Below are 15451 nucleotides of genomic sequence, written 5' to 3'. Positions count from 1 at the left end.
ACTACATACCATCCGACGGCAGCGGAGGTTTGCAGCCTTCGGTCATGACCTTGAGCGATGCCTTGCGGGAGTTTTACCGGTACTCCGAAAATCTGTCCAAGGACCTGAGTCTGGATGAGTTCAAGAAAATGGTCGGCGGCGAATCGAAAAACGGCAAATTTCCGCCCCAGGTCATTGCGGCGGCGCAATATTTCCTCGATCACCCCGATGCTTGGAACCAGTTGTGCGGTGGCTCGAAAGGGAAGATGCACAAAGAGGATTTCCTGCAAGTCGCCTCATCGTCGATGAGCCTCACGCAAACTGAGCTGAATACGGTCGAGATGATCAAGGACCATCAGGACACGTTCTTTGGAAGCGGTGTTCTGACTCGCGACAAACTGGCGAAAATGAAAGACGACAAGAGCCTTGATCCGAAAGTGCGGGAAGCAGCCTCTCAGCTCCTTTCAGATCCTCTTCTGTTTGGCCTCCTGAACAATTCGATCACGGGCTATAAGACCCATCATAAATTCTTCGACTTTGGCGGCGGGCATACGGTTGATTCCGGCAATATCAGCAAAAAAGACTTTGCCCATTTTTGCACAAACATGTCGTCTGCGAACCGCAACGTTCAGCAGCCAATCACCCACGGCGCCCAAACCGCAGAAGAGCAGAATGCCGTCGCGGACATGAAGATGGGCCTGATGGACCAGCCTGACATTAAGTCAGCCAAAAAGAACGGCGGGGCCGTCATGCACGTCGTCGACTCCGTGCTCAAAATCGAGACGAAAGTGCTCGACTTGGCGGCAACGGCGGTGGGACTGCTCAGCTTCATTCCGGGCCTCGGACAAGTAGCCGATCTTGCCTCGATGGTTCTCGAGGCTGAGTCGCAAGCAGCCAATCTCCTGCGTACGGCCATTAACGGAGGCGATATGAAGCGAGCGCTGGAGGAAGCTGGCCTCAATATGGCCGCGCAGGCGATCGGCCTTATCGCAGGCCCCGAGGTCAAGCTGGCCATTCGAAATGGGCTCGTAAAGCACCTGATGGAAGAGGCCTTGGCGGCAGGCATTGATCTTTCGGTCTCGACGGCGCAGGACTACGCAGAAGGCTATGTGAATAACCTCAAAGCGCGCCTTGCAGGCGGCCCTGAGCAAAGCCTAGGCCTTCCGAGCATGCCATCATTCCAGAGTGTGGCAAGCAATGTGCCCTTCGTCGGCATTGCCTTATCCTAGCCGTCGCCTTGCGCGGAAGCTTTGGCTCGCGCGCTGACATAAGGGTCATTGTGGCACAAGCAGGGGTTCATCCGCATCAACGCAGCGGTGTTCCTGACGCCATCTGGATCGGACTGTGAGGGGGATGTCCGAAGTCTGTGAAGGCTTCGGTATATGACGACTTCAGAGTTACGCTGAGCCCAGCCATCTCGAGCCGGTGCGCCGGGTCGAGGTTTTCACGGGCGCCGGCCGGCAGCGGGAATGGTCTCCGGAAGGCACGGCGCGGATGGTGGCGGAGCGGCGCAGCCGAAGGAACGGCTGTCGCGCGCCCAGGGCGGCCTCCCGAACAGCAGACGATGATCTCCTGCCTTGGGCCTATATCCTTGTGCCCACGCTCAAGGCAGTCGGCTGAAAACAGCGCTGATTTAAAACAGCATTATCCTGCACTGCACCCTCGATCCTTGCGCTCACCGATCGCTCGTCGACACGCACGCGGTCAAGTCGTTATCGGCGCTATGCCGATGGGCTTCGAGAGCAAGGTGGACGCTGAGCGGTGCGTCAGCCTCAGGGCGCGGCTGGCCAGCTTTGGGTCTCACGCTCTATGACGGCAACACCCGGCTGATCAACTTGGCCTGTTCGCGGGCTCCCGGCAGCGGCGCGGAAGCCACGGTCCGCCTTCCTCGGCTTCAGGCCAAAGATACCGCAGCATGCTCCAGAGCTATGTCTGCCGCCTCCGCCCCATCGTCGCTGGTCATGTGGAAAGGACAAGCAGGCTACGCACCCCATAATCCCGTCGGGCAGGATTCGACAGTCGACGGCGAGACATTCGCCAAACCTCACCCTTGATTCTCAGCAACGTTAAAAAAAATTCACATAATGTTCGTGAGTGTAGTCTCCTGTCAGGTGGTACATTAGCCCCAATATCTGGCGTCTTAGTCGTAGAAAGGACTGTGATCCATCTTCCATTAGCATCCATACCAGCGGATTTACAGCAAATGACGAGAGAGGTCTCATGCGGATTGATGGGGATAGAAGGGCTAGCGGCTTGCTGCATCCCGTCCGGGTTGATGCCAACCAATGTTGACACTGGTAAATCGCCTAAGGACGGCAGCGCATCTTGATCGCCTTCGAATCCTGGGCCTTTGCGCGCATGCGGATCTAACCGTCGGCGAGCTGGCCGATATTACCAGTCTGCCTCGCGAGCAGGTTCGACGCCACGTTCGGCGGCTGGGCAGAGCCAACTTTCTTTGCTGCAACGAACAACGTCCGCAGTCTTCGTACCATATGCAAGCAGGAGGCAAGGATGGCGGGCTGGCTCAATTGGTGGTCGATCTCCTGCCCCACGATGATGGCCATCATAAAAGAGACCTACAACGCCTGGAAGCAATACAAGACGCGCGGTTGAAGGGACCGCCTGCTTGATCGTGAAATAGATCAGTCCAAATGGAGCGCGACTACCATGGATAACTCCGCCGGCGGCGCCATCGCGCAGCCCGACACTTACGGGCGGCCTCACTTAGCCGCCGTCGACTCCCGCGTTCACGAACTGCTTCTAAGACAGGAGCGTCAGGAGCGGACAACTCTCAAACTGATCGCCTCCGAGAACTTTGCCTCCTCGGCGGTGTTGGAAGCGACCGGGTCGATTTTCACCAACAAGTATGCCGAGGGATACCCCGGTGCGCGCTACTACGCCGGAAACGAGATCGTCGATGAGCTTGAGACCCTCGCGATCGAGCGCCTGAAAGCGCTATTTGGCAGTGAACACGCCAACGTCCAGCCTTATTCAGGCTCGCCAGCCAACCAGGCTGTCTATCGCGCGCTTTTGAGCCCCCGTGACAAAGTCATGGGCTTGCCTTTACCCGAAGGCGGCCATCTGACTCACGGTTGGTCCGTCAATTTTTCCGGCAGCGATTATCAGCGCGTCCCGTACAGGCTGCACGAAAAGACACAGCAAATTGACTATGACCACTTGCGCGAGACCGCCAAGCGGGAACGCCCGAAGCTAATTTGGGTCGGCGGAACTGCTTATCCGCGTATTTTTGACTACGCGGCAATGGCCGAAATTGCTTCGGAGGTGAACTCGTATCTGGTGGCTGACATCGCCCACATCTGCGGCCTGGTTGTCGCAGGAGTGCATCCGAACCCCGTGTCCCATTGCGATGTGGTCACCAGCACCTCTCACAAGTCGACGCGGTCCCCGGGGTGGCTTCATTTTATCAAGGAATGAAGACCGTTATCAGCCCCTCCATCATCCGAAGAGCAAACACAATCTGCGCCGTGTTCCCTCTTCTGCAAGGCGGACCGCATATGAATACTATCGCCGCGCTTGCCGTCGCTTTGCAGGAAGCAGCGAACTCGTCCTTTCGTGTCTACGGTCAGCAGATCGTCCACAACGCCAAGGCTCTGGCCCAGGCGCTTCTGGAGCGAGGTTATGAACTCGTCACTGGGGGCACTGACAATCACATGCTGATCCTTGATCTTCGGGACCGGCCGCTGTCAGGCAAAGCCTATGCGGAGCGCTTATCGCGTGCAGGCATCATTGCGAATTTCAATATGGTCCCGGGCGACCGGCGGCATCCGGCGCTGACAAGCGGCATCCGCTTAGGGACACCAGCGGTGACGTCCATGGGCATGCGCGAAACGGAGATGGTGCAGATCGCCGCTTTCATCGACTCGGTCTGCCGCCAGCCCGATGACCAGGAAGTTCATGCGAGCGTACGAAGAGACGTTGCCGACTTCTGCACTGCGTTCGATGTTCCCGGCATCCGCGACCGATAAGCCACCCCAATCCAGAAACTCCTCACTAACTCCAGCACTTGAAGCGAGGGCATTTTTATGACCAGGCAGTTCGTGTTCTCTTCCGAATCCGTCGGCGCGGGACACCCCGACAAGATGGCAGACAACATCTCCGATGCCATTCTCGATGCGGTCCTGCGCACCGATCCGAAGGCGCGCGTCGCCTGTGAAGTGTTGGTGAAGACGGGGATGGTCGTTGTGGCTGGCGAGATCACCAGCCATGCCCACATCGATTACAGCCAAGTCGCCCGCGATACGATACTCGATATTGGCTACGACGATGATGCGATTGGCTTTGATGGTCGACGTTGCGCCGTCGTTCTGGCCCTCACCGAGCAGTCGCCCGACATAAGCCAGGGCGTTGATGAAGGACGAGGGCAGGATCTCGGGCAAGGGGCAGGGGATCAGGGCATCATGTTTGGATTCGCATGCAACGAGACGGATACATTGATGCCCCTGCCGATCCAACTCGCTCACCATTTGACGAAAAGACAGGCCGAGGTCCGGAAAGCGGGACAGCTTGGCTGGCTGCGTCCGGACGTGAAATCTCAAGTGTCGGTACGCTACGAAGGGCTCCGCCCGGTGGCGCTGGATACCATAGTCCTGTCAACGCAGCATGACGAAGCGGTCTCACAAGCCACGGTCCGCGAAGGCGTCATTGAGGAGATCATAAAACCGGTCCTGCCGGCCCACCTGGATACTTCGGGGATCAGATTTCTGGTCAACCCAACAGGGCGGTTCGTGGTCGGTGGGCCTGCCGGCGACTGCGGCCTCACAGGACGGAAGATCATCGTCGATTCCTACGGTGGGACCGGGCGTCACGGCGGCGGTGCCTTTTCGGGCAAGGACCCATCCAAGGTTGACCGCTCGGCGGCCTATGCCGCCCGGTATGTCGCGAAGAACATCGTTGCCAGCGGCCTTGCAGAGGTCTGCGAGGTTCAGCTTGCCTACGCGATCGGCGTGGCCAGTCCGGTTTCTGTCATGGTCAATACCTTCGGAACCGCAAGGATCGAGGAAAAAAGGATCGAGCGCCTTGTTCTCGAGGTTTTCAATCTCCGACCGAAAGGCATCATCAAGATGCTTGATCTCTTACGGCCGATATACCGCAAGACGGCGACATACGGACACTTCGGGCGTGAAGAGCCTGAGTTCACTTGGGAGAAGACGGACAAAGCTGACGATTTGCTGCGTGAAGCCGGACCGGCAGCTGCGTGAGGGCGGCTGGATCAAGCGCATGCGGCAACCCATTTCAACTCGCGAGACCACGCCCGGCCGGCGTGGCAAGAAGCCGGCTCGGGTTTTGGCGGAGATTTTGATGCCGGATTATGACGTGCTTTGCATCGGCAATGCCATTGTCGACATCATCGCCCAGTGCGACGAGGAATTCCTCGAGACCAACGGCATCATCAAGGGCGCGATGAACCTCATCGACACACAGCGCGCCGAACTGCTCTACAGCCGCATGGGCCCGGCGATCGAAGCGTCCGGCGGCAGCGCCGGCAACACGGCGGCCGGCGTCGCCAGCTTTGGCGGCCGCGCCGCCTTCTTCGGCAAGGTCTCCAACGATGCGCTGGGCGAAATCTACGCCCACGACATCCATGCGCAGGGCGTCGCCTTCGGCACCACGCCGCTCAAGGGTGAGCCGCCGACGGCGCGCTCGATGATCTTCGTCACGCCCGACGGCGAGCGCTCGATGAACACCTATCTCGGCGCCTGCGTCGAGCTTGGCCCTGAGGATGTCGAAGCCGACAAGGCGTCTGGCGCCAAGGTCACCTATTTCGAAGGCTATCTGTGGGACCCGCCGCGCGCCAAGGAGGCAATCCGCCAGACGGCGAAGCTGGCGCACGCGGCAGGCCGAGAAGTGTCGATGACGCTATCGGATTCGTTCTGCGTCGACCGCTACCGCGACGAATTCCTCGACCTGATGCGCTCGGGCACGGTCGACATCGTCTTTGCCAACAGCCACGAGATCAAGTCGCTCTACCAGACATCGTCGTTCGACGAGGCGCTGGCCCAGATCCGCAAGGATTGCCGGATCGCCGCCGTCACCCGCTCGGAAAAAGGCTCGGTGATCGTGCGCGGCGACGAGACCGTGGTGATCAAGGCGACCGCCATCAAGGAACTGGTCGACACGACGGGCGCCGGCGATCTCTATGCCGCCGGCTTCCTGCATGGCTACACGCAAGGCCGCGACCTGCAGACTTGCGGCGACCTTGGCTCACTGGCAGCCGGATTGGTGATCCAGCAGATCGGCCCCAGGCCCCGTCAGAATTTGCGCCGCGAGGCCGAGCAGGCGGGGCTGACCATTCCGGACGTTCAAACGAGTTAGTGGCCTACCTTCCCGTTGTGCAGGCTATCTCGCCAGAAGCGCAATCACGGAATAGGGAAATCCTGATGTCGAACATGATGAAGGCGCTTGTGAAGGCCAAGGCCGAACCGGGCATCTGGATGGAAGAGGTGCCGGTGCCGGAAATCGGCCCCAACGACGTGCTGATCAAGATCAAGAAGACGGCGATCTGCGGCACCGACGTGCACATCTACAATTGGGACCAGTGGGCGCAGAAGACGGTGCCGGTGCCGATGGTGACGGGCCATGAATTCGTCGGCACCGTTGCCGATTTCGGCGCAGCGGTCACCGAATACAAGGTCGGCCAGCGTGTATTGGGCGAAGGCCACATCGTCTGCGGCCATTGCCGCAACTGTCGCGCCGGGCGAGGGCATCTGTGCCGCAACACACTCGGCGTCGGCGTCAACCGTCCAGGCGCCTTCGGCGAGTATCTGGCGATCCCGCAGCATAATGTCGTGCCGATCCCCGACGATGTGCCCGATGAGATCGCCGCGATCTTCGATCCCTTGGGCAATGCCGTCCACACCGCATTGTCCTTCGATCTGGTCGGCGAGGACGTGCTGGTGACTGGCGCCGGGCCGATCGGCATCATGGGCGCGCTCGTCGCCCAATGCGTCGGCGCGCGCAAAGTGGTCATCACCGACATCAACCCGGTGCGGCTGGCGCTAGCCAAGAAACTCGGCGTCCAGCATGTCGTCGACGCCTCGAAGGAAAAGCTGCGCGACGTCATGCCGGTGCTCGGCATGACCGAGGGGTTCGACGTCGGCCTCGAAATGTCAGGCGCCGCCCCCGCTTTCCGCGACATGATCGACACCATGAACAATGGCGGCAAGATCGCCATTCTGGGCATCGCGCCGACCGGCTTCGAGATCGACTGGAACAAGGTCATCTTCAAGATGCTGCATCTCAAAGGCATCTACGGCCGCGAGATGTTCGAAACCTGGTACAAGATGATCGCGCTTGTGCAGGGTCCGCTGGATGTCTCCGGCCTGATCACCCACCGCATCGGCATCGACGATTTTCAGATCGGTTTCGATGCGATGAAGAGCGGCAGTTCCGGCAAGGTGGTGATGGACTGGTAGGGATTGCCTTGGCCGCTATTCAGGAAAAGCTGACGACAGCACCTCTGGTCCGCCGGACATTTTCCAACTAGGGGAACATGGCTGGGTGGAGAGCTATGGCTCCGCTACGTGCGCTCGCTAATCATACACGGCGACGTATCGCGGCCCACCCGGTGACGGTCGATGGGGCAATTCGCTTCAGTCGATGACGGAAACCCGGTGAACCGATGCTGAGGCCCCGACGCGATCGTCTATTTCCTATGATCTGCGATTGAGGTCGAGGTGTTGCCGCTTTCAGCGGGTAAAATGCGATAGACGACTTCCGGTACCCTTCCGGTCAGCGAAAAGGAAGGCAACGAGCCGCATTGCCTCAAGCAAAATGTTACCAATAGTGTCCTGTTCCAAAGGGGATGGACAGGTCGTGCCATTCCGGTTCGGGGGAAGGATGGCGCGGCTCAGCATGGCGACACGGTGAAGCGGCGATCGTGGAGCTTTATTGCGGCGTTGACAAGCGGCGCATTCTGGATGAGTTCGAGGCGGTAACCGGCTATTATTCGCAAGCGCGCGATCCGTCTTATGAACCGTCGTGAGCAGAGGCCGTCTGCGGGCAAGAGCCGCAGCCGCTGTTACGGCAGCGATGTCCGCGACGCGCTCATCGTGTTGTGGGAGGATTCGGAGCGGCTGGGTCCGCATCGACGCTCGCGGCGGCCAGCGCCGCCGGGCAGGAATGAGTTCGCAGTTCGCCGCTCGGTGCCAGCCCGCACCTTCGGCGATTGGAAAGATCCGCCGCCCGGCTTTGTTGAGCGCATTCGGGCACGTCTTCGTCAGGGAGCTTCGTGCAGACGATGGTGCTGACCGGATTGCCGCCGGCTGGACCGATTGCATTCCGCTCCGCACGCGCGACAGCGGCAATGTGATCATGGCGATCAAGCAGGCCCGCTCCCGGTTTCGCTGACCCTGTGCTGCTGTTTGCCGGCATCCGCCCGCACAGGAAGAGCTTGTAAAAGCGGTCGGTGCGGAAATCGAGGAGCCGTTGGTCGTCGATCTTCAGCCTGAACGCGGTCGTTTGCTGGTGCCGCAAATCGGCTGTTGCATGTACATCCCTGTCAGACGTCAGTTTTCCTCGCCTATTTTGGTGTCGAGCGCGAAGTGCTCCAACCAGATTGCAAGGCTTTTTGGAAATGAGAGCGGCTTTGCGCAGGGCGCTCCGTTGTTGAGCATTCAAGCTACCAAGCCAATGACGCGCAGGTTCCACCAGGCTCGCCAGCCTTGAAGGACAGCGAAAAAAGCAGAGCACGACAGACACAACAGTGCATCAGGACGCCGCAGTCGTTGAAGATGGTGCGCTGCATCCATACCGTGGATGCATTCGATCCAAATAATCGATTTGTTCAATCAGTTTCTCGAAAGCTAACCCTACCCTCTGTGGGAATCGGGCTCTGAGCCGCGACGCTGCCTTGCGAGCGCAGGGGCTGCACGTAGGAGAGATGATGCAACGAGAAATCGCACGCGGGTTGCTGGCCTCGTGGGTTCGCCGACCGGCGTATTTGAGCCCGTCAGTTGGTCCTCACCCGCGCCTATTGCCACCGAGCGACTTGCATGTCCCTCCGACTCGGACCAGTTCCGAGAGCTGCGACGAGTTGCGCGCCGTGTGCTCCGATCAGATGGCCGCCGGTGACGCGTTCGATGGGCCGTCCCTCTTCGAGAGGAGATGAAATGCGAACGCTGCTCGTGGATCATCATGCGGATCTTGCGCGCGCCATGCGACTTGCGCTCGGGGATGGCGGCTTCGTCGTTGATGTCGTTGGTACTCTGGAACTGGCTTCGAGTGCATTTTCTTGCGCCAGCTATGAAATTCTCCTGCTGGAATTGGCTCTGCCAGATGGCGATGGCTTGGGTTGGCTGAGGCAGTTGAGGACCCACGGGCATTCAGTTCCTGCCGTCATTATGAGCAGCCTTAACGATCTCGATAAGCGAATTGCGATCTTCAACGGTGGTGCGGACGACTTTCTGCTCAAACCCATCTCTACCGATGAGCTTATTGCCAGAATGAGAGCCATTCTGCGCCGGGCGACACAGATGACCGACCTGAGGCTCGTATTTGGCAATCTCGACTTTGATCCGGTCGCCCGCCAGGTTTTCGTTGATGGGCACCCAATGATGATCGCACGTCGCGAACTCTGTATTCTAGAGCACCTGCTTAACCGGGCAGGCCGCATCGTGCCCCGTGCGCAATTGGAAGATCACCTCTATTCATTCAACGACGACGTGTCTGCCAACGCGCTTGAAGTCGGAATTTATCGTTTACGGGGACATCTGACCAGATCAGGTGCAACGCCACGGATCAAGACCATCCGAGGCATTGGTTACATCCTAGAATTGACTGACGCCTCGTCCGCATAGTTTGTCGAATCGAAAGAAGATCTATTTTGCTGATCCTTCAACATCCTTGCCATGCGCTCAATTGGCGGGCGATCGCCAACAAGGTTACAAGACCTGCAGTTCCCCGTTACCTGGGCCATCTCCTCTGCGCGCTTATTGTGACTTTCCCACTTGGTGTCGCGGCGCAAAACAAGCAGGACAAAGGCCCGCCGCATGCGGCTTCGAATAGCATCAACGCCACGCTGACCCTTTCCTCTTCGCTCGGGGAGACCGTTCATCTGCCCGCGCCAGCCACGACCATCTTTGTTGCTGACCCCACGATCGCGGATTTTCAGGCGCCATCGAGCAAAACAATCTTCGTCTTTGGCAAGAAATCGGGGCGGACCAGCCTATTCGCCTTGGATGGCAATGGCGAGCCTCTCGCCGAATTGCGTATCGTTGTCACGCAACCGATCGGGGATTTACGCGCCATGTTGCGGGAGCAGGTCGGCGACTATCCCATCCGCGTCAACTATACGCCGCGCGGCGCAATCCTTAGCGGGACGGCGCCCGACGCAGAGGTCGCCGACACCGCAAAAAGAGTCACTGAGCAATATCTGGGCGACGGAGCGCAAGTCGTCAACAACATCAAGGTCGCTGGATCCCTGCAAGTTAACCTCAGCGTGCGCGTAGCCGAAGTCTCACGCAGCGCCATGAAGTCACTCGGCGTCAACTTGTCCGCCTTCGGTCAAATCGGCAATTTCAAAGTGGGCGTTCTAAGCGGAAGCGCTGCAAGCGCTGGGTCTGGTTCAACCCAGGGTGGCGGTACAGCAGAAATCGGATTCGACAACGGTGCCGTCAACGTCAGCGCGGTTCTCGACGCGCTCGCCAAGGAGCATATAGCTTCCGTCCTGGCTGAGCCGAACCTCACCGCTATGTCGGGTGAAAAGGCCAGCTTTCTCGCGGGCGGCGAATTTCCCATTCCTGTCCTGCAGGAAAACAGGCAGGTATCGGTTGAATTCCGTCACTTCGGCGTCAGTCTGGAATTTGTGCCGACAGTTCTCAGCAACAATCAAATCAACATTCACGTAACGCCCGAAGTCAGTGAACTGTCGACGCAAGGTGCCGTGCAAATCAACGGAATTTCCGTGCCGGCAGTTTCCACGCGCCGAGCCGATACGGTCGTCGAACTCGCCAGCGGCCAGAGCTTCGCAATCGGCGGTCTAATCAGGCGGAACGTCAACAATGATGTCAGGGCCTTTCCCTGGCTCGGAGAACTGCCGATCCTGGGACCGCTTTTTCGCTCGACCTCGTTTCAAAAAGAGGAGTCAGAACTGGTCATTCTAGTTACGCCTTACATTGTAAGACCAGGCTCCAACCCAAACCAGATGAGCGCACCGACCGAGCGGGCGGCACCGGCTTTGAACGGAGGGGGCGCTCCGACGAATTCCGTGACAAGTCCCCCGCGAGACCGCGCTGCTATCCGTGCGGGCGCGCCAAGCGCCCAGGGCGGTCTCGGCTTCATCATCGAATAGTGTCATCCAAAGATGTTGCGTTTTATAATCCTCTTTGTCGCTCTGGCACCAAGCGTAAGTGGCTGCACAAGCACTACGCCAGTTGATGTCGAACCATCGGCACCAATGCTTGTCCGAGAGGAGACCACCGTCCTGACGTTGCAAAGCCTGCGCGCTTCCGAACGGCAGCGTTTGCGTGTTTTCCTAGACAAGGCCAGTCGCGGCCGGTTCGATGCCATCCACCTCCTCATCAGCGGTTCGCCCCAGCTCAGCGCAGGGGTAGCCCATCAGGCCAGGCAGTTGGCAATCGAAGAAGACAACATTCAATTGCGCGATCAACACGACGCCGGCTCAGTGCGAATTGAGGCGATTGTCTATCACGCCCGTCCGCCGGTCTGTCCCTCATATGGTGCCTTACCCAATGAAGAATCCTTCAAACAGCCGCTTGGTTGTTCGACAGGACATAACCTGGCCGTGATGGTCAACGATCCGCGCGATCTGCTCGACAATCAGGCCGTCAAGGCCGGCGATGGCGATCGTGCTTCTGTACCAGTTGCAACTTACAGAACATTCGGGACGGATAAAGGTGGCTGATACCGCCCTTATCTCGGCAGCACTCCTACCGGAGATTGAAAGCTTCCAATCGCGTCCTGATCTAAAATAAAAGGAACCGCTGGATGCAATATAGGCGCTATATCGAGGGCCTTAGGGCCGTTGCTGTACTTCCGGTCGTACTCTTTCATTTCGGAATTTCGGCGATCCCGGGTGGCTTTAGCGGGGTCGATATCTTCTTCGTCATCTCCGGCTACCTAACCAGCGGAAGCCTCCTGGATGACCTTGAACGCGGCCAATTTTCCATCGTCAACTTCTACTGGCGCCGTGCCCGGCGCATTCTGCCGGCGCTCGTCTTTGTGATGCTTCTCACCTGCATTGCAGCATTGTTCATTCTTCTGCCACCGGATCTGCGCGGATTCAGTCTTAGCATCATAGCTACCTCGACCTTCTGGTCGAACGTTTTCTTCTGGAAAACGTCAAGTTACTTCTCTATCGATGCCGCGCTTCTACCACTGTTGCACACTTGGCCGCTTTCCGTAGCGGAGCAGTACTACATCTTCGCACCAATCCTGATGTTCCTAATCTATCGCTACATCGGGAAGCGCTGGCTGACGACACTTCTTCCGATAATTCTCTGCAGCTTCGTAGTGGCGGTGATGGCGACATCGCTGGCACCCACCGCCGGATTCTATCTGCTGCCGACCCGAATCTGGGAACTCATGTTGGGCGCCCTGCTCATGCTCAAATGCCCCTCGCCGCTGGGCAACCGATTCCTGATGGAGTCGGTGGGGGTGGCCGGATTTGGCCTTCTCGCCATCGGGTTCTTCGCGATTTCGGCGAGTGATCCGTTCCCAGGCTACAACGCCTTGTATCCATGCATCGGAACGGCCCTTCTGATCTATGTTGGCCAAAATACCCCCTCGACGGTCGCCACCCGCATGCTCGAAGTCCGGCCGCTGGTCTGGATTGGGCTCATCTCGTATTCGTTGTATCTTGTTCACTGGCCTCTCAATGCGTTCGCGCACTATCTTTCGTTCCAAAAACTCGATCCGTTGATGACCGGTGCGATGTTGGTGGCAAGCCTCGCATTGGCTGCATTCTCCTGGAAGTTTGTAGAGCAGCCGTTTCGACAGAAGAGGGCCTTCACCTCCCCGGGGCCTATCTTCGCCTTTTCAGCGCTCGCGATCGTTGTCCTTTGTGCCGGCGGAGCGGCGGGGGCGCTCGGCAATGGCTTTCCGCAACGGTTTCCGGACTATGTCCAGCGGCGCATTTCCGTCGGGGACTGGAGGAATGGCATCTGTTTCAACGAGGGCACCAGCCGGATCGAAAGCTGGAATATGGAGGATTGCACGCGCACCAGCGGTTTTCCAACAACGGTTTTTTTGTGGGGCGACTCCTTCGCCGCGCACTATGTTTCCGGCTTGGGTGCTAACATAAATCGATTGCAGGCGAACATCGTTGAATATACGTACGCCAGCTGCGCGCCGATACTCTATTACTACCCTTACGATCGTCTTGATTGTGTCCGGTTCAATCGCAAGGCCTTGGACGTCATCTTGGAAGCGGACATCAAGACGGTTATCCTCAGCGGTAGATGGAGTGACTATGAGGTCAGAGGTTTCGACGGTCTTCAGCAAACAATCGCTACGCTTCGTGCCCTGGGCGTGCGCGTGTTTGTCATCGGCCAGTCTCCGCAGTTCCCAACTGACGTCCGGAAAATTGCGTTCTTCGCCAAGCGCCAAAATCTGGACGATACGTCCTGGCCGATCGCGATGGACCCCGACATCAACGAACGTGTGCGCTCATTTACCAAAGGCGCCACATTCATCGATCCGCTGAAATTCCTGTGCAGCGCAGGACGCTGCGCCTATTCCGATAGAGGAGAGTTTTTATATTTCGACTATGGTCATTTCTCTTCAGCCGGCGCCACACTGGCAATCTCGAAATACTGGCCGGCTTTTGGCAAGGACAATGCTCTTCCTAAGACGAAGTAGCGGCTCAGCGGCTGACAAGCACCAGTACGGGTCCCAGTGATAGCTCCTGCTTCCGCAGCAGCCGCGACGATGGAGCTGTTCAGGTTTAAGGCCCCCCGATAGTGACCTAGGATGGGTGCTGCCACGCGGCTCGGACTCAGCGTGCATTATCACGTAAATGTTGAGAGAATGAATGGCGCCGCGAAGGGCAATTCCAGCCGTCCAAAGCGACAGGCGTGTCGCGGCCTCGACATTGCAGTGGCGCTTACCTAACACGGCCTCACACTGCCCTCTAAGCGGCCCCGAATTTGAACTGACGGCCCCTGGCCGGTTCATCGGGCAGGTCAAGGGCTAGGTGTAGTACACAGGGCTCATAACTTTCAGTTTCTAGTTGGTACGATGGGCCGTGGACGGTCGATGCAGACTTCAAGATGGCGAACGAAGCTCTCCATGCGTGCGTTGTCGAGGCAAGTGCCTTTGCCATGCTCGCGACTGGAGAGATTTCAAAATGAGCCTTGTAAGCGGAGAATGCCGCCGACGCTGTTCGGCTTGCTCGTGCCCTTGACGGCGGTAGGCTCGGCAGGGCCGAGGCCAGAGTTGCCGTAGTGGTCGTAATCGACCTCGGCTGTGACCGTGAAGCCGGGAACGACCATGTAGGCGACGTTTGCAGCCACACCAGCATCCTTGAGCTGATCACCCGAGACCTGAAGGTTGAACGAAGTTTTCTCGTCAAACTCGTAGGTGGCGCCCGCCCAGAAAGCCCACTGGCCGTTCCAGATTTTGTACGAGCCGCGCCCATGATTGGCAATTGCGCCGTTTGAGTCCTCGTTGAGACTGGCATTGGAACCGTAGCCGAAGAGTCCAAACAGCGACAGCTGGTTTGTGACAGCGACGTCGACGCGGATCTTGCCGGCAAAAGCTTCGTAATTGCTGTCATAAGCCGCGACGCCGGTGATCGAGCCCCAGCCTTGCGTGTATTTCAAGCCGGCGACAACGTGCGGAATATAGCTGTCGATAGTACCGGCTGAGCCCGATCCTTGTTCGAGCGAAATCACAGTCGAAATGCCGTTGCCGGCGTCGAAGTGGTACTGAGCCACGTTGGTGTCGAAGCCGGCCGACGGAACGAGCATACTATCGAGAACGTCGCCAGCGTAGCTTACAAACGTATCGAAGGCCGACCCCTCCTTGCCAACTCGCAGGCCTCCCAGCTCGACCCAGGCAGAAGCCAGTGCGAGGCCGCTGTTGAAATCATAGTTCTGAGGACTGTCATGCGAGTTAGCGCTGTTGCCAAAATTCACGTGGGTTTCGGTATAGGTCGTCAACGCGCCGAGCTCGGTCTGCTGGCCGGTCCAAGTTTTGAACGTGAAGCGTGTGCTGTTTCGCCAAGTGCCTTGGTCCTCGCCAGTTCTCACGTCCGAGGTTCTTGCGCTGTCATACGATCGGACGTCACCCAGGCCGATATCGTAACGGACATAGCCGCCGATGCGCAGGCAGGTCTCGGTGTTGGGAATATAGGAATATCCCGAGCCGAGGACGTCGCAGATCTTGATGTACTCGGCCGGTTCCCGCTCGGCGCCAGCTGCTCGACCGACGGAAACGGTCATCAGAGCAGTTAAGCCGAGAAGAGGACTCTTGATGTACATGTCTAGATCTCCAT

10 protein-coding genes and 2 pseudogenes are annotated in these 15451 nt (G+C 58.4%); 10 read left to right on the top strand and 2 right to left on the bottom strand.

Features of this window, described 5'->3' with window-relative positions; all coding sequences use genetic code 11:
* A partial coding sequence (locus EN749_RS01055; RefSeq protein ID WP_281061867.1) for an HrpF/NolX family T3SS translocon protein occupies positions 1 to 1208 on the top strand: 1208 nt, incomplete at its 5' end.
* A 1137-nt stretch (positions 1209 to 2345) separates the two neighbouring features.
* Here the strand turns inward: EN749_RS01055 and EN749_RS37535 are convergent.
* Positions 2346 to 2546, bottom strand: a complete 201-nt coding sequence (locus EN749_RS37535; protein WP_024505365.1) for a hypothetical protein — start codon at positions 2544 to 2546, stop codon at positions 2346 to 2348.
* A gap of 100 nt (positions 2547 to 2646) precedes the next feature.
* On the opposite strand from EN749_RS37535, the pseudogene glyA reads away from it, so the two are divergent.
* The 9 genes and pseudogenes from glyA (at position 2647) to EN749_RS01000 (ending at position 13815) form a co-directional block, all read left to right on the top strand.
* Positions 2647 to 3965: pseudogene (gene glyA / locus EN749_RS01040) on the top strand (serine hydroxymethyltransferase).
* Positions 3966 to 4022: 57 nt separating this feature from the next.
* The gene (metK, locus tag EN749_RS01035) at positions 4023 to 5198 is read left to right on the top strand and encodes a methionine adenosyltransferase (protein WP_063169265.1); all 1176 of its coding nucleotides are present in this window, start codon (positions 4023 to 4025) and stop codon (positions 5196 to 5198) included.
* A 100-nt stretch (positions 5199 to 5298) separates the two neighbouring features.
* On the top strand, positions 5299 to 6312 hold the full coding sequence (locus EN749_RS01030) for an adenosine kinase (protein WP_126063919.1): 1014 nt from the start codon (positions 5299 to 5301) through the stop codon (positions 6310 to 6312).
* 65 nt (positions 6313 to 6377) lie between these two features.
* Complete coding sequence (tdh, locus tag EN749_RS01025) at positions 6378 to 7412, top strand: L-threonine 3-dehydrogenase (RefSeq protein WP_126063920.1); 1035 nt, start codon at positions 6378 to 6380, stop codon at positions 7410 to 7412.
* 714 nt (positions 7413 to 8126) lie between these two features.
* Positions 8127 to 8295: pseudogene (locus EN749_RS38535) on the top strand (transposase); the annotation flags it as partial.
* An 812-nt stretch (positions 8296 to 9107) separates the two neighbouring features.
* Positions 9108 to 9794 (top strand): response regulator transcription factor, encoded by a 687-nt coding sequence (locus EN749_RS01015; protein WP_024505585.1) that lies wholly within the window; start codon positions 9108 to 9110, stop codon positions 9792 to 9794.
* A gap of 71 nt (positions 9795 to 9865) precedes the next feature.
* Complete coding sequence (locus EN749_RS01010) at positions 9866 to 11287, top strand: type II and III secretion system protein family protein (RefSeq protein WP_050580548.1); 1422 nt, start codon at positions 9866 to 9868, stop codon at positions 11285 to 11287.
* A 12-nt stretch (positions 11288 to 11299) separates the two neighbouring features.
* The gene (locus EN749_RS01005; RefSeq protein ID WP_063169261.1) at positions 11300 to 11860 is read left to right on the top strand and encodes a CpaD family pilus assembly lipoprotein; all 561 of its coding nucleotides are present in this window, start codon (positions 11300 to 11302) and stop codon (positions 11858 to 11860) included.
* A gap of 83 nt (positions 11861 to 11943) precedes the next feature.
* Positions 11944 to 13815: an acyltransferase family protein gene (locus EN749_RS01000; protein WP_126080682.1), complete on the top strand. Its 1872-nt coding sequence runs from the start codon at positions 11944 to 11946 to the stop codon at positions 13813 to 13815.
* A 482-nt stretch (positions 13816 to 14297) separates the two neighbouring features.
* On the opposite strand, the gene EN749_RS00995 is transcribed toward EN749_RS01000, so the two are convergent.
* A complete protein-coding gene (locus EN749_RS00995; RefSeq protein WP_126063922.1) occupies positions 14298 to 15437 on the bottom strand; it encodes a porin in 1140 nt (379 codons plus the stop codon).
* Positions 15438 to 15451 lie beyond the last annotated feature (14 nt).

Source organism: Mesorhizobium sp. M7A.F.Ca.ET.027.02.1.1 (assembly GCF_004022985.1).
GTDB lineage: Bacteria > Pseudomonadota > Alphaproteobacteria > Rhizobiales > Rhizobiaceae > Mesorhizobium.
Note: the sequence above shows the minus strand (reverse complement) of the source record. Positions and strands in the feature narration are given on the sequence as shown.

What these genes read in the sequence shown, in the direction of transcription:
- EN749_RS01030 (WP_126063919.1), top strand. Translation starts at nt 5,299, where the DNA reads ATGCCGGATTATGACGTGCTTTGCATCGGCAATGCCATTGTCGACATC.
- tdh (WP_126063920.1), top strand. Translation starts at nt 6,378, where the DNA reads ATGTCGAACATGATGAAGGCGCTTGTGAAGGCCAAGGCCGAACCGGGC.
- EN749_RS00995 (WP_126063922.1), bottom strand. Translation starts at nt 15,437, where the DNA reads ATGTACATCAAGAGTCCTCTTCTCGGCTTAACTGCTCTGATGACCGTT.
- EN749_RS01015 (WP_024505585.1), top strand. Translation starts at nt 9,108, where the DNA reads ATGCGAACGCTGCTCGTGGATCATCATGCGGATCTTGCGCGCGCCATG.
- EN749_RS01000 (WP_126080682.1), top strand. Translation starts at nt 11,944, where the DNA reads ATGCAATATAGGCGCTATATCGAGGGCCTTAGGGCCGTTGCTGTACTT.
- EN749_RS01005 (WP_063169261.1), top strand. Translation starts at nt 11,300, where the DNA reads ATGTTGCGTTTTATAATCCTCTTTGTCGCTCTGGCACCAAGCGTAAGT.
- EN749_RS37535 (WP_024505365.1), bottom strand. Translation starts at nt 2,546, where the DNA reads ATGATGGCCATCATCGTGGGGCAGGAGATCGACCACCAATTGAGCCAG.
- metK (WP_063169265.1), top strand. Translation starts at nt 4,023, where the DNA reads ATGACCAGGCAGTTCGTGTTCTCTTCCGAATCCGTCGGCGCGGGACAC.